This window comes from Streptomyces sp. NPDC049687 (genome assembly GCF_044465285.1).
Taxonomy (GTDB): Bacteria; Actinomycetota; Actinomycetes; order Streptomycetales; family Streptomycetaceae; genus Streptomyces.
This window is the reverse complement of the sequence record NZ_JBITLN010000003.1, coordinates 694,900-716,173: the sequence shown is the minus strand read 5'-3', so window position 1 is coordinate 716,173 and position 21,274 is coordinate 694,900. Positions and strand designations below refer to the sequence as shown.

Here is a 21,274-nt window from a genome sequence, read left to right as displayed (position 1 = left end):
GTGTCCAATCACAGTAGCGACAGAGACCTATCGACATATTTATAGTTGGGCCTGCCCCTGAGACGGGAGAAAGACAGGGGAAAGGGAGGACGCTCCATGGATCTGGCCTTGCTGCGCACCTTCGTCACCGTGCACCGGGCCGGCTCCTTCACCCGCGCCGCCGCGCTGCTGGGCCTGTCCCAGCCGGCCGTCACCTCCCAGATCCGCACGCTGGAACGGCAGCTGGGACGCCCTCTGTTCCTGCGCCAGGCCCGCGGTGTGACGCCGACGACCATCGGCGACGAGCTCGCCCACAAGGCCGCCCCGCACCTGGACGCCCTGGTGGAGATCACCGAGACCGGCCTCGACGACGAGTCCTCCTTACGGTCCCTGTACCTCGCCGGACCTCCCGAGTTCACCGCCGAACGGGCGCTCCCGGCCCTTACCGAGCTGACCGGTGACGACGGTCAGGCACTTGCCCTGCGCGTCTCCTTCGGCAACGCCGAGGAGGTTCTGGAGGGCCTGGCAGCCGGCCACCACGACCTGGCCATCAGCACGGCCCGTCCGCGCGGTGCCCTGCTCACGGCCACCCCGCTGTGCGACGAGGAGCACGTCCTGGTCGCCGCCCCGGAGTGGGCGGAGCGGATCGACACCGGGAAGCTGCGCCGTAAGGGCGCCCCCGCGCTGGAGAACCTTCCCGTTGTCGAGGTGCACGAGTCGCTGCCCCTCGTCTCCCGCTATTGGGCCTCCGTCTTCGACTCCCGCCCCGCCGCCTCCGGCACCGTCATCGTTCCCGACCTCCGGGCGGTCCTCGCATGCGCCGTCGCGGGCGCCGGGCTCGCGGTCCTGCCCCGCTATCTGTGCGCGGCCGCTCTGGAGCGCGGTGACGTCGTCGCGCCGTACGAGCCGGCGGTGCCGCCACTGCGGACGTACGTCCTGGTGGCACGTACCGGCACGCTCGCGATGCCGCAGGTCGCACGCGCCCATGAGTGGCTGTTGGGGGCGGCTGCCGAGTGGTGCTGAGGGGGCTTCCGCCACGACTTCACCCCAGCGTCACGGGGTGCGCTCGGTTGGTGACGTTTCGCGATGTTTCACGTGGAACATGCGGGGCCACATTTCTCCCATGACCGTCCGACCTGTGGTCAAGCGCACCGCCCGCGCCGTTCTCCTCGACGGCGACGACCTGATCCTGATCAAGCGCACCAAGCCCGGTGTCGACCCCTACTGGGTCACGCCCGGTGGTGGCGTCGAGCCGGATGACGCGACCGTCGTCGACGCCCTGCACCGCGAGGTCCACGAGGAGCTCGGCGCGAAGATCACCGATGTGGTTCCCTGCTTCGTCGACACCGTCGAGCACATCGGCGAGGACGGTGGCGCGACCGGCGTGAAAGTGCAGCACTTCTTCGTCTGCCGTCTGGAGTCCATGGACCTTGCCCAGCGGCACGGCCCCGAGATCGACGAGCCCGCAGGCGAATACGAGATCGTCTGGGTGCCGTTCACCCGGGTGGGCATCGCCTCCGTCCATCTCGTACCGCTGTCGCTGCGGCACTATCTGGACGGCAACATCGAGGGTGTACGGGCCATGCACGCTCCCGACCTGGGGTGAAGCACCAGGGGAGTCTCCGGCGTCAGCTTCCGGCTGCCACGAGTTCCTCGACCGAGTCATGCCGTATGCGCTCGGCGGGGATGCCCACACCACGCAGGGCGTCCACCCCGCTGCGGATCATGCCGGGCGGCCCGGAGACATAGGCGTCGTACCCGGTCCAGGGGCCGAAGGTCCGTATGGCGTCGGGCAGCTGGAGCAGGCCGTGCCGGTCGACCACGGGGTGGACCTGCAGCCACGAGTGGGTCTGCTGGAGCCTGAGCATCGTGTCGATGTCGTACAGGTCATGGTCGTTGCGGGCGCCGTAGAACACCTCGACAGGACGCCGTACGCCGTGCTCGGCGACATCCTCGACCAGGGCCCTGATGGGGGCTATGCCGGTGCCGCCGCCCAGACAGAGCAGGCCGCTGTCCCGGGTGTGGTCGACGGTCATCGAGCCGGCCGGAGGACCGAGCCGTATGACATCGCCGGGCCGAGCGCGGTGGACCAGGGCGTTGGAGACCCAGCCGGCCGGGACGGCCTTCACGTGGAACACGAGCAGTCCGTCGGAGCGGGGTGCGGACGCGAAGGAGTAGTGCCGCCATATCCTCGGCCACCACGGTGTCTCCAGGCTCGCGTACTGCCCGGCGAGGAAGGGGTAGGGCTGGTCGGGGCGGAGGGTGAGGACGGCGACGTCCGGGGTTCTGAGCTCATGGGAGACGATCTCCGCGTGCCACCAGGCCGGGGCGCGCTGTTCGTCCGCGGCCGCCGCGTCGATCATGACCTGGGAGATCGTCGTGTACGTCCGGACCCAGGCCGCTTCCGTCTCGGCGTCCCACACGGCGTCGGCGTACTTGCTCAGCGCACCGATGAGGCACTCCCCGACGGCCGGGTAGTGCTCGGCCCGGGTGCCGTACTTGCGGTGGCCGCGTCCGAGGTTCTTCAGGTAGTCGACGAGGACGGGGGTGTTGTCGATGTGCTCGGCGGCGGTCAGCAGGGCCTTGAGCAGCCGGTCGCGCTGGGCGTCCATCGCCGGCGGGAACAGCGGGCGAAGGCCGGGGTGGCGGACGAAGAGCAGGGCGTAGAAGTACGAGGTGACCTTGTCGGCCGCGGGGGCCACCTCGGCCATGGTCCGGCGGATGAGGATGGCGTCCGGGGAGGCGTCCGGGACGGGAGCGGGCCGCTGGACGGGGACCAGGGGATCGGCGAGCAAGGCCCCTGTGACCGCGGAGTGAGGGGCTTCGGCGGGCGCTGACAGGTGAAGGTCGGCCGGGGCGGGCCGCTGCGGAGGCCCGTCGGCTCGGGAGCTCGCCGGAGCGGGGACGGGCGCGTGCGTCTGGACGGGTATCCGGGGCTCGGCAGGGGGCTCTTCCGAGTCCGCTGGTATGCGCGGTCCCGAGTCCTTGGGAGCGCTCTGAGGCGAGTCGCCGTCGTCGGCGGGCGTGCCACGGCCCACGGGGCGCAGCGCGGCCAGGCGGCGGCCGTCCGATGCTCCCTGCTCGCCTCCGGCAGCCGGCTCCGGCTGCTTGCGCGGCGTGAACCATCCGTCCCCGCCGCCGGACGTGCCGTTGTCGGCCGACTTGGTGGTCGGAGCGTCCATGGTGTGCCTCGCCTCGAACATCTTTCGGTCGGTCTGCGCACTTCCTGGATCGGAAGGTGCCTGCTTCCCCCGCAGACGGCTTGCTTTTCCGTTCGGTTCCGCGATCAGGACAGCCGACGGTCCACCCGTGTTTCCGCTGCGCACGAACGTATGAGGCGAGAGAGCCACCTGGTCCGCAGCACTCTCACCGCAGCATCCCATCCCCCGGGATGCCCCGGCCGCACACCCGGAAATGCGGGTCTTCGATCACTCCGTCCCGTTAGGCTGCATTGCCCTGCTCTCGGCTCGCCTGGAATGTGTGCGCCGGATCCCCTGCGCCTCGTTCCGTAAGCGAACCGGAGTCGACCATACCGGCCGCTGTCGGCCGCACAAGTCCCCCCTTCCCTCTCTGGGGACACCACCCGGGGTGCGAACCATTGATTCCCTCAACTAGCGGGCGTGGCACACCAATTCATAGGCATCCCACAGATCCTTCCCCGTGTAGGAATGGGTCGCGACGCTCGCCAGATGGTGGTCGGCATTGACCGCCACGGAGACGGGTACGACCCCGAACAAGTCTTTGTCGGAGAGCGAGTCGCCGTAGGCCACGCAGTCGTCCCGCGTCACTCCGAACTCCGCGCACATCCGGTCGGCGATCACCACCTTCGCCGCCGCGCTGAGTACTCCCGCCGGATCCACGGGCTCGGTGAACGGGAGGGCGGGAAAACGGGACCCGAAGGCCGCATGAGCGCCCCAGGCCGTGAGCTTTTCCACGAAGAAGGAGGGCGAGAGCGAGACGACGGCGCAGTACTCCCCTCTGCTGCTGATCTCCGCCCAGACCTCACGGATGCGTGCCAGCCACGGCGCCCCCTCGAAGGCCGCTGTCACATGCTCCTCGGTGAGCCGCGTCCACAGCGCATGCACCTGACTCGCGTACTCCGGCGGTCCGATCCGCCCTGCGGAGATCGCCTGCTCCAACGCCACCGTCTCGGCCACCAGGCCGAGTTGACGTGAGATCTCGAGTGGCGCGGAGGTTCCGTGCAGCAGTGTGCCGTCGAGGTCGAAGAGATGAAGTCTCGCCATGGGCCGAGGCTAACCGGGCGTAGTGCCGGCAACCTGCCCTTGGGGCAACGGGTCAGCGGTGAGCCGCCGTTTCACGTGAAACAGCCGCCTGTTTCACGTGAAACATCCCCCCGCTGTCCGCGCCTCGTGCGGTTGACAACGGCATGGCCAAAAGCGCCTACGTCTCCCGGGAAACAGGTGGACGCCAGGGGTGCCTGTCGGACAGCCTGACCTGCGTGCCGACTCCTTCGCCCGCCGCTCTGCCCATCCGCCGCCTGACGCTTCGCGATCTCACCGCCTGCGCCGACTTGTCCGAGGACCGGGGGTGGCCGCGCGAGGAGCACAAGTGGGGCCTGCTCCTCTCCGCCGGGAAGGGGTACGGCATCGACGACCCCGCCGGGGGCCTGATCAGCGCCTGCGTCGTCACCGAATACGGCCCGTACGACCGTCCCGCCCTGGGAGCCATCGGGATGGTCCTGGTCGCGGAGCGGCACGCTCGACAGGGCGTCGGCCGTCGGCTGATGCGGCACATCGTCTCCGCGATGGGCACGACCCCGTTGACCCTGCACGCGACACCGAACGGCCGTCCGCTGTACGAGGAGCTCGGCTTCAAGGCCACGGGCAGGGCCGAGATGGTGTGCGGACACTTCACCCCGGACGGCACACCGTCGGACATCGTCACCCGTGCGGCGACGGCCGAGGATCTGACCACGATCCTGCGGCTCGACGAGGAGGTGTTCGGCACCGATCGTACGCATGTGATCACCCGGCTGCCCGCCTTCGCCGACCAGCTGCGGGTCGCCGAGGACGACGGCCGGATCATCGGCTACGCGGCCGCCTGGCCCAACATGGCCACCCATGTCGTGGGTCCCCTCATCGCCCGGGACACGGAAACAGCGAAAGCGCTGCTGGCCTCCCTCGCCTCCCACACGGACCGGCCGCTGCGGACCGACATCGACGTACGGCACGAGGAGCTGCTGGCGTGGGTGAAGGCAAGGGGCCTGGAGTCCGTCACCTTCAACACCGTCATGACCTATGGCATCGCGGCGCTGCCCGGTGACTGGGGCCGAAGGTTCGCTCCGTTGACGGTGGCGGCCGGCTGAGGCATGTGGATGCCACCACGCCGGTTCACTGGTGACAGCCGCCCTCCGCTCGGCGGGTGAGCCACCGGCGACGACCCTGCCGGGGTGCTGTCGCGGCGTTCCCGCGCGGAGGACATGATGGCGAGGACCCGGCGGGCCAGGACGACAACCAGGGCGCCCAGAGAGACGTACAGCATGGACATCAGGGCTCGGTCGGCGTACCGGCCGCCGACGAGGTGGCCGCTCACGATGCCGCGCAACCTGCGTACGCATAGTTGCGGGCGCGGGATACATGCAACAGGCGACTATTGCGGGGTTGCTCTATCCTGGCCTCAGCCGCTCCGGGACGGAGGAGAACGCCCATGACCGCGACGGACCCCGCGCTCACCGCCCTAGCCCAGGGCTGGTGCGCTCTCTCCCTCCTGCACGGGAGGATCGAGGCCCACATCGAGCGCGCGCTGCAGGCCCGGCACGACCTGAGCGTGCGCGAATACTCCCTGCTCGACGTGCTCAGCCGACAGCACGACGGCGACGGGGGGCATCTGCAGATGAAGCAGGTCGCCGACGCGGTCGTCCTCAGCCAGAGCGCCACCACGCGGCTGGTCACCCGGCTCGAGGACCGCGGCCTCCTGGAGCGCTACCTGTGCCCGACCGACCGCCGTGGCATCTACACGGACGTCACCGAGGCAGGTCGCACACTGCTTGCCGAAGCCCGTCCCACCAACGACGCCGCTCTGCGCGAGGCCCTGGACGAGGCAGCGAAGAACCCGGAAATGGCGCCCTTCGTCCGCGTCGTGGAATCCGTCAAGGCACCGGCCGCCGCCTAGGGTGCGGGTATGGGAGATCTCGAGATACGAGCCGCCGTCGCCTCCGACCTCCCCGCGATCGTCGGGATGCTCGCGGACGACCCTCTGGGCGCCCAGCGGGAGTCGCCCGATGACCTGGCGCCGTATCTGGCCGCCCTGGAGCGGCTCAGCGCCGACCCGAACCAGCGCGTGATCGTCGCCGTTCGGGAAGGCCGTGTCGTCGGCACCCTCCAGCTGACGATCATTCCCGGACTGTCCCGGCGTGGTGCTACGCGGTCCGTCATCGAGGGCGTGCGGGTGCATGCCGACGAGCGCGGCAGTGGGCTGGGAACCCGGTTCATCGAGTGGGCGATCGAAGAATCACGGCGCGCGAACTGCCAACTGGTGCAGCTGACGTCCGACAAGAGCCGTACGGACGCCCACCGCTTCTACGAGCGGCTGGGCTTCGAGGCCTCGCACGAAGGCTTCAAGCTCCAGCTCTGAACACGGGGAGCGCTCTGTTTCACGTGAAACAGAGCGCTCCTCCCCCGGACAACCGTCAGCTGATCCCCCGCCACCCCTCCGGGTCCACCCCTCCGGGCACAGCCGCCTCCTCGTCGTACGGCTGCCGCGTGAAAACGAACGACCCGAGATCCAGGTGGTCCACGGTCCCGTTCGGCCGCCGTACGGCCCGCAGGAGCTCTCCTGCGAAGTAGCCCTGTAGGCCCGTCCACGTACCGTCCCCGTTCGCCCGGAACCGTGAGCGGCGACCGCCACCGGACAACGGCATCAGGGAAAGGAAGCCGTCGGCCGTCACTCGCAGAGCGAAGGGGTTGGTTCCCCAGTACCACGGGCCGGCCAGCTCCAGTACAGACCGGTCGACTTGACGCATCGGACGCCACGGCTCGGGGATCCGAGGCTCGGACTCCGCAACGATGCGAACGAGATCCCCCGCCACCTGGGTCACGAAGGGGCCGGAGGTGCAGTTGGCGAGCACCACCGCGGCGACATCGTCCTCCACGCCGATGAAGAGGGCCGCCAGGAATCCCGGCACAGAGCCGCCGTGGCCCACGAGCAGTCGGCCGTCCCGACGCAGGACCTGCATGCCAAGTCCGTAGGTCGTGCCGTCGACCACATCGGCCGACTCGGCCGGCGCCGCGGGCGTCCGCATCTCCCGCAGGGTCTCCGCGCTCAGCACCCGGTCGTCGCCCCGGACCAGGAAGGCGGCGAACCGCGCGAGGTCTCCGGTCGTGGACCAGAGCTGTCCCGCCGGGGCCATCGGCCCGTAGTCCTCAAGGGGCTCCGGCTGCATCGCGTCGGCCCAGGGATGCACCGCCCATCCGCCTGCCGCCGGGTTCTGCGCTTGGACACTCGTGCGGTCCAGGCCCAAGGGTTCGAGCACTTCACGCCGGAGAACCTGCTCCCACGGCGCACCGCGCAACTCCTCGACGAGGGCGCCCAGAACGGCGTAGCCGGGGTTCGAGTAATGGTGACGGCGGCCTGCCGGATGCAGGGCGGTCCGGCCGCTGAGGACATCGGCAAGCTCGGGCCTCAGCGAGCCCGGGGTCCGCTCCCACCAGGGGCCGGGTGTCTCGGCAGCCAACCCACCTGTGTGAGCGAGGAGTTGCGCGATCGTTGCCTCGCCCGCTTTCGTGCCGGGCAGGTGCTTCTCCAGCGGGTCCTCGAGGTCGAGTACTCCTTCGTCGCGCAGCCGCAGCACGAGAACGGCGGTGAAGGTCTTGGTGATCGAGCCGATCCGGTACTGCACGTTCTCGTCCGGCGCGTGCCCGTCGACCGAGGTCCGCGCCCCGTGCCACACGGCCCGTCCGTCCCGTACGACTGCGGCGACGAGTGAGGGGGCACGTCCGTCGGCCTGGGCCACGGCGATCCGGTGCAACAGCGCACGCCGGGTGCCGGGGAGCAGCGCTTCCTGAGGTGTCGTCATGGGCTCAGTCCATCCGCCCGCGCGGCCGTCGTCGAGTGCGTTTCGCCCAGGGCGCGTGTAGGGTCTCGCCGCCCGTGACCTAGCGAGATGCTGTGACCTGCGGCTTCTCTGGTTGTCTCATGGCTTGGCCGATGAGTTCTGTCTCGCCGTCGTGTCATTTTCCTCTGCGGGGGGCCTCACGGCTGCATCGGCCATGCCTTTCTCGGTGCGGCTCAGCGTCACCGTCAGGGCAGCAGGACGACCTTGCCGAGGTTGGCACGGGCTTCGATGATCTCGTGCGCTCGTGCCGCGTCAGCCAGCGGGATTTGGGCATGGACGACCGGCCCGAAGCGTTCGAGTCGCTGCCGGGCATTTGGGCTGGTCAAGGCGTCACGCAGGATGGCGGGGGCATCTGCAGCCTGCTCGGGGGTGCGCAGGACGGACAATCAGCTGACCTGCGGTGTCTCACAACCCGCTGCACAAGTGCGGTCGATATGAAGCGGGTCGTGAGATTGTGCAGCCGGATCTGAGATCCCACAGGGCGCGGGATCAGGTCTGTGCCATGTCCACGAACCGCGAGTAGTGGCCCTGGAAGGCGACGGTGATGGTGGCCGTCGGACCGTTACGGTGCTTGCCCACGATGATGTCCGCCTCGCCCGCGCGCGGCGACTCCTTCTCGTAGGCGTCCTCGCGGTGCAGCAGGATCACCATGTCGGCGTCCTGCTCGATGGAGCCGGACTCACGCAGGTCGGACACCATGGGCTTCTTGTCCGTGCGCTGCTCGGGACCACGGTTGAGCTGCGAGAGCGCGATCACCGGCACCTCCAGCTCCTTGGCCAGGAGCTTGAGGTTACGGGACATGTCCGAGACCTCCTGCTGGCGGCTCTCGGAACGCTTGGAACCGCCGGACTGCATCAGCTGCAGATAGTCGATGATCACGAGCTTGATGTCGTTGCGCTGCTTCAGCCTGCGGCACTTCGCTCGGATCTCCATCATCGACAGGTTCGGGGAGTCGTCGATGAAGAGCGGCGCGGACGACACCTCGGGCATCCGGCGCGCCAGGCGGGTCCAGTCCTCGTCCGTCATGGTGCCGGAGCGCATGTGGTGCAGGGCGACACGGGCCTCGGCGGACAGCAGACGCATCGCGATCTCGTTGCGGCCCATTTCCAGGGAGAAGATGACGCTCGGCAGGTTGTGCTTGATCGAGGCGGCCCGGGCGAAGTCGAGCGCGAGGGTGGACTTGCCCATGGCGGGACGCGCGGCGATGACGATCATCTGGCCGGGGTGCAGGCCGTTGGTGAGCGAGTCGAGGTCGGTGAAGCCGGTGGGCACTCCGGTCATCTCGCCGCTGCGCGAGCCGATCGCCTCGATCTCGTCGAGGGCACCCTCCATGATGTCGCCGAGAGGGAGATAGTCCTCGCTGGTGCGCTGCTCGGTGACCGCGTAGATCTCCGCCTGGGCACGGTTGACGATCTCGTCGACGTCGTCGTCGGCCGCGTATCCCATCTGGGTGATGCGGGTCCCCGCCTCGACCAGGCGGCGCAGGACCGCCCGCTCGTGCACGATCTCGGCGTAGTACTCGGCGTTGGCCGCCGTCGGCACCGTCTGCACCAGGGTGTGCAGATACGATGCGCCGCCGACCTTGTTGATCTCGCCGCGCTTGGTGAGCTCGGCGGCGATCGTGATGGGGTCGGCCGGTTCACCTTTGGCGTAGACGTCGAGGATCGCCTGGTAGATCGTCTCGTGCGCAGGCTTGTAGAAGTCGTGGCCCTTGAGGATCTCCACGACGTCGGCGATGGCGTCCTTGGACAGGAGCATGCCGCCGAGAACGGACTGTTCGGCGTCCAGGTCCTGCGGGGGTACGCGCTCGAAAGCGGTGCCACCTTCCCACGCGCCACTGTCGCGACCCCGGTCGTGCTGTTCGTCGCGGCCGCGGCCACCGTCGCCGCGCCGGCGGGCGGAGGGCAGACGATCACTGGGCCCACTGTCGGCCCACGGGTCGTCCAAGGGCTCGGAAATGCTCACCGAGCCACCTCCTCCCGTCCGCCGAGCGGACCTCGCCGTGCCCTCAATTACTACGGCACGGCACTGACAATTGAGAGGCCCAACTCCGGTTCGTGCGCGTCGGTTTTGTGAGGGTTCCACGGGCCGTCGGACGGAGCGGGCGCCGGACCACGGTAGGCCCGCGGGCACCGTCAGCCAATCTGGTTATCCACAGGCCATGTGGACGACGGCCCCGATGCTGTGGACAACTCCGCAAAACCTGTGCACGAGCCGGTGGACAGCCCTGTGAACAAGCCCTCGTCTTTTCCTGTCGACCGGCTCTGACCTGCAACTTTCCGATCCACTGGCTGTGCAGAAGAAAAACTTCCCCAGTCAGCCCAAGATCCTCTCGAACTGGGGGCGGGACGACACGCAACGCAACCACAAGTAAGGGTCAGTGCACGATTGCATCTCTTACCTGTGGACATTTACATTGGTGGCCATGACACAGGCTTCCGCGCCCCCGAAGTCAACCCTGCGACAACACGATCGAGAGATCGTCGCGCTGGCCGTCCCGGCCTTCGGGGCGCTCGTCGCCGAGCCCCTCTTCGTCCTGGCCGACAGTGCCATCGTCGGCCACCTCGGCACCGCCCAGCTCGCCGGCCTCGGCATCGCCTCCGCCCTGCTGACGACGGCGGTCAGCGTCTTCGTCTTCCTCGCCTACGCCACCACGGCCGCCGTCGCCCGCCGTGTGGGAGCGGGCGACCTCCCGGCGGCCATCCGCCAGGGCATGGACGGCATCTGGCTGGCCCTGCTGCTCGGCGCCGTCGTGGTCACCGCCGTCCTGTCCACGGCCCCGGCCCTCGTGGAACTCTTCGGCGCCTCGGACACCGCCGCGCCCTACGCGACCACCTATCTGCGTATCTCGGTGCTCGGCATCCCCGCCATGCTCGTCGTACTCGCCGCGACCGGAGTACTGCGCGGACTCCAGGACACCAGGACGCCTCTGTATGTGGCCGTCGCCGGTTTCGTCGCCAACGCCGCCCTGAACGCCGGACTGGTCTACGGCGCAGACCTCGGGATCGCGGGTTCCGCCTGGGGCACGGTCATCGCCCAGTGCGGCATGGCCGCGGTCTATCTCGCCGTGGTGATCCGAGGAGCCCGCCGCCACGGTGCCTCTCTGCGGCCCGACGCCGCCGGGATCAGGGCGTCCGCCCAGGCGGGCGTCCCGCTGCTGGTCCGTACGCTGTCCCTGCGGGCGATCCTGATGATCGCCACGGCCGTCGCAGCCCGCCTCGGGGACGCCGATATCGCGGCGCACCAGATCGCCCTGTCCCTATGGAGCCTCCTCGCCTTCGCTCTCGACGCCATCGCCATCGCGGGACAGGCCATCATCGGCCGGTTCCTCGGCGCCGGCGATGCGCGGGGCGCCCGCGAGGCCTGCCGCCGCATGGTGCAGTGGGGCGTCGTCGTGGGGCTTGTGCTCGGATTGTTGGTCATCGCCGCCCGGCCCGTGTTCCTGCCGCTGTTCACGACCGACTCCGGGGTGAAGGGCGCCGCGCTGCCCGCCCTGCTCGTGGTGGCGCTGTCCCAGCCGATCTGCGGAATTGTCTTCGTCCTGGACGGCGTGCTGATGGGCGCGGGAGACGGACCGTATCTCGCCTGGGCGATGGTACTCACCCTCGCAGTCTTCACTCCTGTGGCGCTGCTCGTGCCCGCACTCGGCGGTGGACTCACCGCGCTCTGGGGAGCAATGACGCTGATGATGACGGTCCGCATGCTGACGCTCTGGCTGCGCACCCGCTCGGGCCGTTGGATCGTCACCGGGGCGACCCGCTGACCGTTTCACGTGAAACTCCGGTTCAGACGTCCAGTGGGAACGCTGTTTCACGTGAAACCCGTCCCCCCGCTCCTGAGCCCGCTCCCGAGCATGAAGAAGGGGCCGCACCCCAGCGGGTGCGGCCCCTTCTCAGACTGTTCAGACGAGGCTGTTCAGCCGAACGACGCGGCGATCAGGCCGCGACGACCTCGATGTTGACCTTGGCGGCAACCTCGGGGTGCAGACGCACGGACGTCTCGTGGGCGCCCAGCGTCTTGATCGGCGTGCCGAGCTCGATGCGGCGCTTGTCGACCTCGGGGCCACCGGCAGCCTTGATCGCGGAAGCGATGTCGGCCGGGGTGACGGAACCGAAGAGACGACCGGCGTCGCCGGAGCGGACGGCCAGGCGGACCTTGACACCCTCGAGCTGGGCCTTCACGGAGTTGGCCTGCTCGATGGTCTGGATCTCGTGGATCTTGCGAGCGCGACGGATCTGCTCGACGTCCTTCTCGCCACCCTTGGTCCAGCGGATGGCGAACTTCCGCGGGATCAGGTAGTTGCGAGCGTAACCGTCCTTGACGTCGACGACGTCGCCCGCGGCACCGAGGCCGGAGACCTCGTGGGTGAGGATGATCTTCATGTGTCGGTCACCCTTCCCTTAGCGCGCGGTGGACGTGTAGGGCAGCAGCGCCATCTCACGGCTGTTCTTGACGGCCGTGGCGACGTCACGCTGGTGCTGCGTGCAGTTGCCGGTCACGCGGCGGGCACGGATCTTGCCGCGGTCGGAAATGAACTTCCGCAGCATGTTCGTGTCCTTGTAGTCCACGTACGTGACCTTGTCCTTGCAGAAAGCGCAGACCTTCTTCTTAGGCTTGCGCACAGGCGGCTTCGCCATGGTGTTTCTCCTGTGTGATCAAGAAGTTGGGATACGACCCGCCCTCGACCTGTTCAAGCCCGGACACCCGGGCCGGAAGGTCTAGAAGGGGGGCTCGTCCGAGTAGCCGCCGCCGCTGCCGCCGCCGGAGTTTCCACCCCAGCCGCCGCCGCCCTGGTTGCCACCGGCGGGAGCGCCGGTCGCCCACGGGTCGTCGGCAGGAGCGCCGCCGCCCTGCTGACCGCCGCCGGGGCCGCCGCCCCAGCCGCCGCCGGCCTGGCCGCCGCCACCGCCGCCGAAGCCGCCCTGACCACCGCGTCCGCCGCCGCCGGTGGTCTTGGTGACCTTGGCCGTGGCGTTGCGCAGGCTGGGACCGACTTCCTCGACGTCCAGCTCGTAGACCGTGCGCTTGACACCCTCACGGTCCTCGTAGGACCGCTGCTTCAGCCGGCCCTGCACGACGACGCGCATGCCTCGCTGGAGCGACTCCGCGACGTTCTCCGCCGCCTGGCGCCAGACCGAGCAGGTCAGGAAGAGGCTTTCGCCGTCCTTCCACTCGTTGGTCTGGCGGTCGAAGGTGCGGGGGGTGGACGCGACACGGAACTTCGCGACCGCCGCACCCGAGGGGGTGAAGCGCAGCTCGGGGTCGTCGACAAGATTGCCGACGACCGTGATGACGGTCTCGCCTGCCATGGGGAACCTCTCGGCGGGTTTGCTGCTGGTGGCTGCTTGTGCTGCTACTCAGAGTCCCGAGATCGGCTGAGCTGGAGAGCTCAGTGGGTCTCGGGGCGGAGGACCTTGGTCCGGAGGACCGACTCGTTCAGGTTCATCTGGCGGTCGAGCTCCTTGACGACCGCAGGCTCGGCCTGCAGGTCGATGACCGAGTAGATGCCCTCGGGCTTCTTCTTGATCTCGTACGAGAGACGACGACGGCCCCAGGTGTCGACCTTCTCGACCTTGCCGTTGCCCTCACGGACGACGGAGAGGAAGTTCTCGATCAGGGGGGCGACGGCGCGCTCCTCCAGATCGGGGTCGAGGATGACCATCACCTCGTAGTGACGCATGTGGAACCCACCTCCTTTGGACTCAGCGGCCACGGTCGTTCCGTGGCAGGAGGGTTGTGATGCGTACGCAACGGTATCGGCCGCCACTGACAATCGGGGGTCGCCTTGCGACGTCCCCGCGTTGACCTGGGCGGAGTTCCTGGCTGTGCCTGGGCAGACACCGGTGCGGAGGGTACAGACTACCCGCACACCGGCTTCCGGTTGAAATCCGGCCGGGGGGACCGCCAATCTGTACACATCGGGTGTGTATGGCGCTACGTTGCGCCGCCTTCCGCAGGAGGTGCCCTATGGCACAGGCATTGCGACCCAACACCGGAGTCGGTTCCCTCTTCGCCACCGACGGCAAGTCCCACCCAGTCCAGGACACGCTGATGGCCGTGACCCTGGTACTCGGAGTGGTGTCCTTCGTCACGGCGCAATTCGACAACCTGCATCTGATCAGTTCCTGGACCGGTCTGGTGGGGATCATGACCGGCGCCTACGGCCAGTGGATCTCCGAGACCACCCGTGAGCGCTTCGGTCTGATCCTGGGCCTCGGTGCCTGCGGGGTCGGCTTCTTCCTCGGCATGGCGCACGGCGGTCTCTTCGGCGGACTGTGGTGACCTGACCGTTCCCGGTCCGGCACCACCGGCACCGAGAGACACGTAGGACACCTACGGACCCTGACGTAACGCCCCGGCCGCCAACTGGCCGGGGTGAAGGTGCCGTACGCCCAGACGGGCCCGGCGTACGGCGCAGTAGGCTTCGGCCCGAGAGCCGGAGCCCCTGTACCCATGGGGACACACCAGCCCGAGGAGCGCCCCGAATGAGCCTGACCCTGAGGACGATCAGCCGCGAGCAGCATCTGGCGTACATCCAGAGCCTGCCGTCGGCGAGCCACATGCAGGTTCCGGCCTGGGCTGACGTCAAGGCGGAGTGGCGTTCGGAAAACCTCGGCTGGTTCGACGAGCGGACCGGCGAACTGGTCGGCGTGGGCCTGGTCCTCTACCGCCAGCTGCCCAAGATCAAGCGCTATCTGGCCTATCTGCCCGAGGGCCCGGTCATCAACTGGTACGCGCCGAATCTGACCGAGTGGCTGGAACCGATGCTGGCCCACCTCAAGCAGCAGGGCGCGTTCTCGGTGAAGATGGGCCCGCCGGTGATCATCCGGCGCTGGGAGGCCACGTCCATCAAGGCGGGCATCCAGAACCCGGACGTGAAGCGGCTGCGCGACATCGAGGCCGACTTCATCGAACCGCGTGCCTTCGAGGTGGCCGACAAGCTGCGCCGCATGGGCTGGCAGCAGGGTGAGGACGGCGGCGCCGGCTTCGGCGACGTCCAGCCGCGCTACGTCTACCAGGTGCCTCTGGCGAACCGTTCCCTTGAAGAGGTCCACAAGAACTTCAACCAGCTGTGGCGCCGGAACATCAAGAAGGCCGAGAAGGCCGGGGTCGAGGTCGTCCAGGGCGGCTACCACGACCTCGAGGAGTGGCAGCGGCTGTACGAGATCACGGCCGTGCGCGACCACTTCCGGCCGCGCCCGCTGTCCTACTTCCAGCGCATGTGGACGGCCCTCAACACCGAGGACCCCAACCGCATGCGGCTGTACTTCGCCCGTCACAACGGAGTGAACCTGTCGGCGGCGACCATGCTGATCGTCGGTGGGCACGTCTGGTACTCCTACGGTGCCTCCGACAACATCGGCCGTGAGTTCCGGCCGTCGAACGCGATGCAGTGGCGGATGCTGCGCGATGCCTACGCGCTCGGCGCGACCGTCTACGACCTGCGCGGCATCTCCGACTCGCTGGACGAGACCGACCACCTCTTCGGCCTGATCCAGTTCAAGGTGGGCACGGGCGGTCAGGCCGCCGAGTACCTCGGCGAGTGGGACTTCCCGCTGAACAAGCTGCTCCACAAGGCGCTCGACATCTACATGTCGCGCCGCTGACGTCACGTTCCGTCCTTCCACACCTCTGACGCACCTCCCTCACCCAGCCACGAGAAAGGTCCCAGGTCCGGCCATGGCGCTCACGCTCTACGTCGACACCGCGCGCTGGCGGGCGCACCACAAGCACGTGCAGGAGCAGTTCCCGGGGCTCGTCCCGGTATGCAAGGGCAACGGCTACGGCTTCGGGCACGAGCGGCTGGCGGAGGAGGCCACCCGGCTGGGCTCGGACATCCTCGCCGTCGGCACGACGTACGAGGCGGCGCGCATCAAGGACTTCTTCGGCGGTGACCTGCTGGTGCTGACGCCGTACCGGCGCGGCGAGGAGCCCGTTCCGCTGCCGGACCGGGTCGTGCGCTCGGTGTCGTCGGTGGACGGCGTGTACGGCCTCGTGGGTGCGCGGGTGGTCATCGAGGTGATGTCGTCGATGAAGCGCCACGGCATCAGCGAGCAGGAGCTGCCGCAGTTGCACGCCGCGATCGAGAACGTCCGGCTGGAGGGCTTCGCCATCCATCTGCCGCTGGACCGCACCGACGGCTCCGACGCCGTCGAGGAGGTCATCGGCTGGATGGACCGGCTGCGCGCGGCCCGGCTGCCGCTGCACACCATGTTCGTCAGCCATCTCAAGGCGGACGAACTCGCCCGGCTGCAGCAGCAGTTCCCGCAGACCCGCTTCCGCGCCCGGATCGGCACACGGCTGTGGCTGGGGGACCACGAGGCCACCGAGTACCGCGGCGCCGTCCTGGACGTCACACGCGTGGCCAAGGGCGACCGCTTCGGCTACCGCCAGCAGAAGGCGGCCTCCGACGGCTTCCTGGTCGTCGTGGCGGGCGGTACGTCGCACGGGGTGGGTCTGGAGGCCCCCAAGGCGATGCACGGCGTCATGCCGCGCGCCAAGGGCGTCGCCCGGGCCGGCCTCGCCACGGTGAACCGGAACCTCTCGCCGTTCGTCTGGGGCGGCAAGCAGCGCTGGTTCGCCGAGCCGCCGCACATGCAGGTGTCCATCCTGTTCGTCCCCGCGGACGCGCCGGAGCCCACGGTAGGCGACGAGCTGGTCGCCCATCTGCGGCACACCACCACCCAGTTCGACCGCCTCATGGACCGCTGAGCGACGCGACACAGCGACGGAAAAGGCCGTACCCGGAATCTCCGCGTACGGCCTTTTCCCTGTCCGGTCCGGCTCTGCTACGGCCGGAGAGCACCCTGTTCGCTCACGGCGAACGGTCGATGGTGGGCTGGGTGCCCCACTCCACCTGCGGCCCCTCGAAGGGGGAGGCGTGCCGGGGAGGATGAGCCGCGGAGCCCAGGACGAAGACGTCCTCGGCTCCGTCGAGCACACCGCCCGAGGGGTCGTCGTCGCCGGCCTGGCGCACCACGTCCCGCTCCGGCAACAGGATGTCGCGCACGACCACGGCGCACAGGTAGAGCGTCCCCACCAGGTGCGCGCCGATGGCCCAGTGGTAGCCGTCGGTCGGCAGCCCCTTCTGGGCGTCTCCGCTGGTCGTGTACGCGAGGTACATCCAGATCCCCAGGAAGTACACGACCTCGCAGGCCTGCCAGATCAGGAAGTCCCGCCACTTGGGCCGGGCCAGCACGGCCAGCGGCACCAGCCACAGGACGTACTGCGGCGAGTAGACCTTGTTGGTGACGATGAAGGCCGCCACCACCAGGAAGGCCAGCTGTGCGAAGCGGGGGCGGCGCGGCGCGGTCAGGGTCAGCCAGGCGATGCCCAGGAAGCACACCACCACCAGGAGCGTGGCGAGGGTGTTGACGCTGTCGGTCGTGAGGGGGTCGCTGGAGTTCTGGGCCAGGATCAGCCAGAAGGACCCGAAGTCGACGCCCCGCTCCTGGCTGAATCGGTAGAACTTCGACCACCCTTCGAAGGCGAACATCATCACCGGCAGGTTCACCACCAGCCAGGCGACGGCAGCGCCTCCGAGGGCCTTGCCGTACTCCCGCCACTTCCCCGCGCGCCAGCAGAGCAGGAGCAGCGGCCCGAGCAGGAAGACGGGATAGAGCTTGGCGGCCGTGGCGAGCCCCAGCAGCACGCCGAAGGCGAGGGAGCGTCCCCGCGACCACATCATCATCGCCGCGGCCGTCAGGGCGACGGCCAGCAGGTCCCAGTTGATGGTGGCGGTCAGCGCGAAGGCGGGCGCCAGGGCGACCAGCAGGCCGTCCCAGGGGCGCCGGGCGTGCGTACGGCTCACACAGACGGCGATGACGGCCGCACAGGCCATCAGCATCCCGGCATTGACCATCCAGTACCACTGCTCCTGGTGCTGGATGCTGCCGCTGCCCGGGGTGAGCCAGGCGGCGACCTCCATGAACACACCGGTGAGCACCGGGTACTCGAGGTAATCCATGTCGCCGGGGAGCTTGTCGAAGTACGGCACCAGCCCGTCGGCGAAGCCGCGTCCCTGGTAGAGGTGCGGGATGTCCGAGTAGCAGGCGTGGGTGTACTGGGTGCTGGCGCCGAAGAACCAGCCCCCGTTGTAGCAGGGCGCCTTCTGGATCAGTCCTAGGGCGAACATCCCGATCGCCACGAGCGCGACGACCCGCACGGGAGTCCACCAGGACGTCCCGAGCAGGGCCCGTCGTCCGAGGGGGCCGCCGATCAGCTCGCTGCCGGCCTCGGCCACCTTGTCGTACCTGGTCGGCCGTACCGTCTCCGGCTCGTGCACGCGCGCTGGCGTCGATTCTGCACTGGGCATGGGCCACATCCTGCCGTACGAAGTGAGGAAAAAGCCGAGAGCCGCCCCACCTGGCGCGGTGGGGCGGCTCTCGTTTCACGTGAAACGTCCAGATGTTTCACGTGAAACGCCCGTCCGGGGCGATTGCGCGGCTAGCCGCCTGAACCCCCGAAAAGGCCTCCGTTCTGGTTGCCTCTCGAGCTGGTGTCTGTCTCCGTAGCCGTCGGTGTCGGGCTCGAATCGCCCGTGCCACCGTCCGAGCCACCGTTGCTTGTGCCGCCGTTGTTGTTACAGAAGAAGCCGTTGCAGGTGCCCGTCGGCGTGGGCGAGGGCTCGGTCTCCGTCTGCGTAGGCGTGGGGGACGGCGACGGCTCGGTCTCCTCGGTCTCGGTCACCGTGGGAGTCGGCGACGGCGACGGTTCGGCGTTGACGACCTCACCGATCGGCTCGGGCTCCGGGAAGTCCTTCGCCGGCGTGCCCTCCAGAGCCTCGGCCATGTAGTCGTGCCAGATCTGCGCCGGGAACGAGGCACCGTGGATCTTCTCCTCGCCACCCGTTCCGAACATCTTCAGGAACGTCCGGTTCTTGTTCTTCTCGTTGTCGTCCAGCCGGAACATGCTGATCGCGGTCGACAACTGCGGGGTGTAGCCCACGAACCAGGCCGACTTGTTGCCGTCGGTGGTACCGGTCTTGCCGGCCACGTCACGGCCGGGCAGCTGCGCGTTGGTACCGGTGCCCTTCTCGACCACGGTCTTCAGCACGTCCGTGACGTTGTCGGCGACCTTCGAGGTGAAGGCCTGGTTCGTCACGTTCTTGTGCGTGAAGATCTGGCCCTCCTCGCTCGTGACCTTCTCGACGGAGTACGGGTCGTGCTGCTTGCCGCTGGCGGCGAAGGTCGCGTAGGCGCCCGCCATGCGGATCGCGCTCGGGTCGGAGATACCGATCGAGAACGAGGGGAAGGTGGTGCCGGTGAGGCTGCCCTCCCGCAGACCCGCGCTGACGGCGGCGTCCTTCACCTTGTCCAGGCCGACGTCCATGCCGAGCTGCACGAAGGCGGAGTTCACCGACTCGCGCATCGCCTCGCGCAGGTCGATGTCGTAGTCGGGCGGAGAGCCGTACGAGGCGTTGCCGTCATTGGTCTGCAGCCACTCCTCGCCCTTCTCGTTCTTCCAGACCGTCCTGTTGTAGTCCTGGATCTTGAGCTTGTTCTTGCCGCTGAACAGGCTCTTCGGGGAAACGATGGTGCGCTCGTCCTGTGCCTGCGACGACCCCAGATCAGGGTCGCGCACGCCCCAGGTCATCGCGGCCGCCAGCACGAAGGGCTTGAAGGTCGAACCGACCTGGGCACCGGTTTCGTCGGCGTTGTCGGTGAAGTGCTTGGTGGCGTCCTCACCGCCGTAGATGGCCCGGATGGCACCGGTGTCCGGTTCCACGGACGCCCCGCCGAACTGGACGTGCGTGTCCGTCTTCGGGCGCTCCTTCGGCTTGATCTTTTCCTTCTGGACCTTCTTCACCGACGCCTCGAGCTCCTGGACCTTGTTCCTGTCGAAGGTCGTGTAGATCGAGTAGCCGCCCTGCTGCAGCAGGTTCTGGGTGATCCCGGTCTCCTTGCTGTGGGTGACCAGGTAGCCGTTGGCGAGGTCGACGAGGTAGCCGACCTGTCCCTTCAGGTCGGTGTTCGACCGGGGGTTCTTCACTGCGGGAAGCTTGGTGTACTTGGCCCGGGTCTGGGCGTCGAGATGGCCGTACTCGACCATCTTGTCGAGGGTGTCCTGCATCTGGAGCAGGGCCCGCTTGCTGTTCTTTTCGGGCGTGGCACCGACCGGGTCGATGGAGGTCGCACCCGCGGGGTCGTAGTACGTGGCGCCCTTCAGCATGGCGGCCAGGAACGCGCACTCACCCGGGTTGAGCTTGATGGCGTCCTTGTCGAAGTAGGCGCGGGCGGCGGCCTGGATCCCGTACGCGTTGCGGCCGTAGTACGCGGAGTTCAGGTAGCCGGCCATGATCGTGTCCTTGTCGACCTCGGCGCCCACCTTTATCGACACGAAGATCTCCTTGAACTTGCGGGAGATCGTCTGCGACTGGTCGTTCAGCATCGCGTTCTTGACGTACTGCTGGGTGATGGTCGAACCACCCTGCGTCTGACCGCCCCGGGCCATGTTGAACACTGCTCGGGCGATGCCTCTGGGGTCGATGCCGCTGTCGTCGTAGAAGGTCTTGTTCTCCTGTGAGATCACCGCCCAGCGCATCTCCTGGGGGATCTGCGAGAGGGAGATGTTCTGACGGTTCGTCTCTCCACCGGTGGCCACCATCTGGGTGCCGTCTTTCCAGTAGTAGACGTTGTTCTGGGCCGTGGCCGTCTGGTCGACGTCCGGCACGCCCACCATGGCGTAGCCGATGCCCGCCACGGCCACCAGGCTGCCGATGAAGCCGACGAACAGACCGGCGACGAGCTTCCAGGACGGCATCCAGCGCTGCCAGCCGTATTTGTCGGCGCGCGGATAGTCGATCAGGCGCTTCCTGCCGGGCACGGTGCCTCTGCCCCTGCCGGGCCCCGTCGGGCCACCGCGGCGGCCCCCTGCGGGCTCGGCCGCTCTGCGCCGCCCGCCTGAGTTTCTCTGGGCAGCGCGTCGGGCCTCGGCGCGGCCGGTGTACGACTGCTCCTCGCTCTCCGACCCGTGGCCCAACCCATAGTCGGAAGGAGATCCGGTGGCGCCTCGCGGTGCCGCGCGGCGGCCGGAGGACTGACCGGAAGGGCCGCGTCGGGCCGCGGCACGTCCGCCTCCCTGCGGCTGCGGCGGTTTGCGACGGTGCTCGCTCATCGAACGATTACTCCTAGGGCAGGCGCATCCGTGCGCGCCTGGAAAGGGCGGCTGGTTTCCTGTCCCCCCGAAGTACGGATGCGGTCGGTCGCGCATTCACCCGTA

At 68.4% G+C, this 21,274-nt stretch carries 20 protein-coding genes; 9 read left to right on the top strand and 11 right to left on the bottom strand.

The window, feature by feature from the left end:
- Positions 1-96 precede the first annotated feature (96 nt).
- Together ACIBVL_RS13210 and ACIBVL_RS13205 are read left to right on the top strand one after the other, a co-directional pair.
- Entirely contained in the window at positions 97-1,002 is a 906-nt protein-coding gene (locus ACIBVL_RS13210; protein ID WP_399096599.1) for a LysR family transcriptional regulator, read from the top strand.
- A 100-nt stretch (positions 1,003-1,102) separates the two neighbouring features.
- A complete protein-coding gene (locus ACIBVL_RS13205) occupies positions 1,103-1,585 on the top strand; it encodes an NUDIX domain-containing protein (protein ID WP_399096596.1) in 483 nt (160 codons plus the stop codon).
- Between the two features lie 22 nt (positions 1,586-1,607).
- On the opposite strand, the gene ACIBVL_RS13200 is transcribed toward ACIBVL_RS13205, so the two are convergent.
- Together ACIBVL_RS13200 and ACIBVL_RS13195 are read right to left on the bottom strand one after the other, a co-directional pair.
- Entirely contained in the window at positions 1,608-3,161 is a 1,554-nt protein-coding gene (locus ACIBVL_RS13200) for a globin domain-containing protein (protein WP_399096593.1), read from the bottom strand.
- 429 nt (positions 3,162-3,590) lie between these two features.
- Positions 3,591-4,223, bottom strand: a complete 633-nt coding sequence (locus tag ACIBVL_RS13195; protein WP_399096590.1) for an HAD family hydrolase — start codon at positions 4,221-4,223, stop codon at positions 3,591-3,593.
- 215 nt (positions 4,224-4,438) lie between these two features.
- On the opposite strand from ACIBVL_RS13195, the gene ACIBVL_RS13190 reads away from it, so the two are divergent.
- The 3 genes from ACIBVL_RS13190 (at position 4,439) to ACIBVL_RS13180 (ending at position 6,573) form a co-directional block, all read left to right on the top strand.
- The gene (locus ACIBVL_RS13190; protein WP_399096587.1) at positions 4,439-5,305 is read left to right on the top strand and encodes a GNAT family N-acetyltransferase; all 867 of its coding nucleotides are present in this window, start codon (positions 4,439-4,441) and stop codon (positions 5,303-5,305) included.
- Positions 5,306-5,646: 341 nt separating this feature from the next.
- Positions 5,647-6,111 carry a MarR family winged helix-turn-helix transcriptional regulator gene (locus ACIBVL_RS13185; protein ID WP_399096584.1) on the top strand — a complete coding sequence of 155 codons (465 nt, stop codon included), beginning with the start codon at positions 5,647-5,649 and terminating at the stop codon, positions 6,109-6,111.
- 9 nt (positions 6,112-6,120) lie between these two features.
- On the top strand, positions 6,121-6,573 hold the full coding sequence (locus tag ACIBVL_RS13180) for a GNAT family N-acetyltransferase (RefSeq protein WP_399096581.1): 453 nt from the start codon (positions 6,121-6,123) through the stop codon (positions 6,571-6,573).
- A 55-nt stretch (positions 6,574-6,628) separates the two neighbouring features.
- On the opposite strand, the gene ACIBVL_RS13175 is transcribed toward ACIBVL_RS13180, so the two are convergent.
- The 3 genes from ACIBVL_RS13175 to dnaB all read right to left on the bottom strand — a co-directional run bounded on the left by ACIBVL_RS13175 (position 6,629) and on the right by dnaB (position 10,018).
- Positions 6,629-8,014, bottom strand: a complete 1,386-nt coding sequence (locus ACIBVL_RS13175) for a serine hydrolase domain-containing protein (RefSeq protein ID WP_399096578.1) — start codon at positions 8,012-8,014, stop codon at positions 6,629-6,631.
- A gap of 224 nt (positions 8,015-8,238) precedes the next feature.
- Positions 8,239-8,379, bottom strand: a complete 141-nt coding sequence (locus tag ACIBVL_RS13170) for a zinc-binding dehydrogenase (protein ID WP_399096575.1) — start codon at positions 8,377-8,379, stop codon at positions 8,239-8,241.
- A gap of 163 nt (positions 8,380-8,542) precedes the next feature.
- Positions 8,543-10,018, bottom strand: a complete 1,476-nt coding sequence (gene dnaB / locus ACIBVL_RS13165) for a replicative DNA helicase (RefSeq protein WP_399096572.1) — start codon at positions 10,016-10,018, stop codon at positions 8,543-8,545.
- Positions 10,019-10,478: 460 nt separating this feature from the next.
- On the opposite strand from dnaB, the gene ACIBVL_RS13160 reads away from it, so the two are divergent.
- Positions 10,479-11,816, top strand: coding sequence for an MATE family efflux transporter (locus ACIBVL_RS13160; RefSeq protein ID WP_399096569.1), 1,338 nt, complete (start codon positions 10,479-10,481; stop codon positions 11,814-11,816).
- 172 nt (positions 11,817-11,988) lie between these two features.
- On the opposite strand, the gene rplI is transcribed toward ACIBVL_RS13160, so the two are convergent.
- The 4 genes from rplI to rpsF all read right to left on the bottom strand — a co-directional run bounded on the left by rplI (position 11,989) and on the right by rpsF (position 13,733).
- Positions 11,989-12,435, bottom strand: a complete 447-nt coding sequence (gene rplI / locus ACIBVL_RS13155) for a 50S ribosomal protein L9 (protein WP_399096566.1) — start codon at positions 12,433-12,435, stop codon at positions 11,989-11,991.
- 18 nt (positions 12,436-12,453) lie between these two features.
- A complete protein-coding gene (gene rpsR / locus ACIBVL_RS13150) occupies positions 12,454-12,690 on the bottom strand; it encodes a 30S ribosomal protein S18 (protein ID WP_003949403.1) in 237 nt (78 codons plus the stop codon).
- Between the two features lie 81 nt (positions 12,691-12,771).
- Entirely contained in the window at positions 12,772-13,362 is a 591-nt protein-coding gene (locus ACIBVL_RS13145; RefSeq protein WP_399096563.1) for a single-stranded DNA-binding protein, read from the bottom strand.
- 80 nt (positions 13,363-13,442) lie between these two features.
- Positions 13,443-13,733, bottom strand: coding sequence for a 30S ribosomal protein S6 (rpsF, locus tag ACIBVL_RS13140; RefSeq protein ID WP_005482942.1), 291 nt, complete (start codon positions 13,731-13,733; stop codon positions 13,443-13,445).
- 287 nt (positions 13,734-14,020) lie between these two features.
- On the opposite strand from rpsF, the gene ACIBVL_RS13135 reads away from it, so the two are divergent.
- The 3 genes from ACIBVL_RS13135 to ACIBVL_RS13125 all read left to right on the top strand — a co-directional run bounded on the left by ACIBVL_RS13135 (position 14,021) and on the right by ACIBVL_RS13125 (position 16,765).
- Positions 14,021-14,335, top strand: a complete 315-nt coding sequence (locus ACIBVL_RS13135) for a hypothetical protein (protein ID WP_399096560.1) — start codon at positions 14,021-14,023, stop codon at positions 14,333-14,335.
- Positions 14,336-14,538: 203 nt separating this feature from the next.
- On the top strand, positions 14,539-15,660 hold the full coding sequence (gene femX, locus ACIBVL_RS13130) for a peptidoglycan bridge formation glycyltransferase FemX (RefSeq protein WP_399096557.1): 1,122 nt from the start codon (positions 14,539-14,541) through the stop codon (positions 15,658-15,660).
- Between the two features lie 73 nt (positions 15,661-15,733).
- On the top strand, positions 15,734-16,765 hold the full coding sequence (locus ACIBVL_RS13125) for an alanine racemase (protein ID WP_399096554.1): 1,032 nt from the start codon (positions 15,734-15,736) through the stop codon (positions 16,763-16,765).
- Between the two features lie 103 nt (positions 16,766-16,868).
- Here ACIBVL_RS13125 and ACIBVL_RS13120 read toward each other — a convergent pair whose 3' ends face one another.
- Together ACIBVL_RS13120 and ACIBVL_RS13115 are read right to left on the bottom strand one after the other, a co-directional pair.
- Positions 16,869-18,368, bottom strand: coding sequence for a glycosyltransferase family 87 protein (locus tag ACIBVL_RS13120; RefSeq protein ID WP_399096551.1), 1,500 nt, complete (start codon positions 18,366-18,368; stop codon positions 16,869-16,871).
- Positions 18,369-18,499: 131 nt separating this feature from the next.
- On the bottom strand, positions 18,500-21,169 hold the full coding sequence (locus ACIBVL_RS13115) for a transglycosylase domain-containing protein (protein ID WP_399096547.1): 2,670 nt from the start codon (positions 21,167-21,169) through the stop codon (positions 18,500-18,502).
- Between the last annotated feature and the right edge of the window lie 105 nt (positions 21,170-21,274).

Bases quoted from the DNA above. Each gene is read 5' to 3' on its own strand.
- ACIBVL_RS13210 (WP_399096599.1), top strand. From the start codon at position 97: ATGGATCTGGCCTTGCTGCGCACCTTCGTCACCGTGCACCGGGCCGGC.
- ACIBVL_RS13205 (WP_399096596.1), top strand. From the start codon at position 1,103: ATGACCGTCCGACCTGTGGTCAAGCGCACCGCCCGCGCCGTTCTCCTC.
- ACIBVL_RS13200 (WP_399096593.1), bottom strand. From the start codon at position 3,161: ATGGACGCTCCGACCACCAAGTCGGCCGACAACGGCACGTCCGGCGGC.
- ACIBVL_RS13195 (WP_399096590.1), bottom strand. From the start codon at position 4,223: ATGGCGAGACTTCATCTCTTCGACCTCGACGGCACACTGCTGCACGGA.
- ACIBVL_RS13185 (WP_399096584.1), top strand. From the start codon at position 5,647: ATGACCGCGACGGACCCCGCGCTCACCGCCCTAGCCCAGGGCTGGTGC.
- ACIBVL_RS13180 (WP_399096581.1), top strand. From the start codon at position 6,121: ATGGGAGATCTCGAGATACGAGCCGCCGTCGCCTCCGACCTCCCCGCG.
- ACIBVL_RS13175 (WP_399096578.1), bottom strand. From the start codon at position 8,014: ATGACGACACCTCAGGAAGCGCTGCTCCCCGGCACCCGGCGTGCGCTG.
- ACIBVL_RS13160 (WP_399096569.1), top strand. From the start codon at position 10,479: ATGACACAGGCTTCCGCGCCCCCGAAGTCAACCCTGCGACAACACGAT.
- rplI (WP_399096566.1), bottom strand. From the start codon at position 12,435: ATGAAGATCATCCTCACCCACGAGGTCTCCGGCCTCGGTGCCGCGGGC.
- rpsR (WP_003949403.1), bottom strand. From the start codon at position 12,690: ATGGCGAAGCCGCCTGTGCGCAAGCCTAAGAAGAAGGTCTGCGCTTTC.
- ACIBVL_RS13145 (WP_399096563.1), bottom strand. From the start codon at position 13,362: ATGGCAGGCGAGACCGTCATCACGGTCGTCGGCAATCTTGTCGACGAC.
- rpsF (WP_005482942.1), bottom strand. From the start codon at position 13,733: ATGCGTCACTACGAGGTGATGGTCATCCTCGACCCCGATCTGGAGGAG.
- ACIBVL_RS13135 (WP_399096560.1), top strand. From the start codon at position 14,021: ATGGCACAGGCATTGCGACCCAACACCGGAGTCGGTTCCCTCTTCGCC.
- femX (WP_399096557.1), top strand. From the start codon at position 14,539: ATGAGCCTGACCCTGAGGACGATCAGCCGCGAGCAGCATCTGGCGTAC.
- ACIBVL_RS13125 (WP_399096554.1), top strand. From the start codon at position 15,734: ATGGCGCTCACGCTCTACGTCGACACCGCGCGCTGGCGGGCGCACCAC.
- ACIBVL_RS13120 (WP_399096551.1), bottom strand. From the start codon at position 18,368: ATGCCCAGTGCAGAATCGACGCCAGCGCGCGTGCACGAGCCGGAGACG.
- ACIBVL_RS13115 (WP_399096547.1), bottom strand. From the start codon at position 21,169: ATGAGCGAGCACCGTCGCAAACCGCCGCAGCCGCAGGGAGGCGGACGT.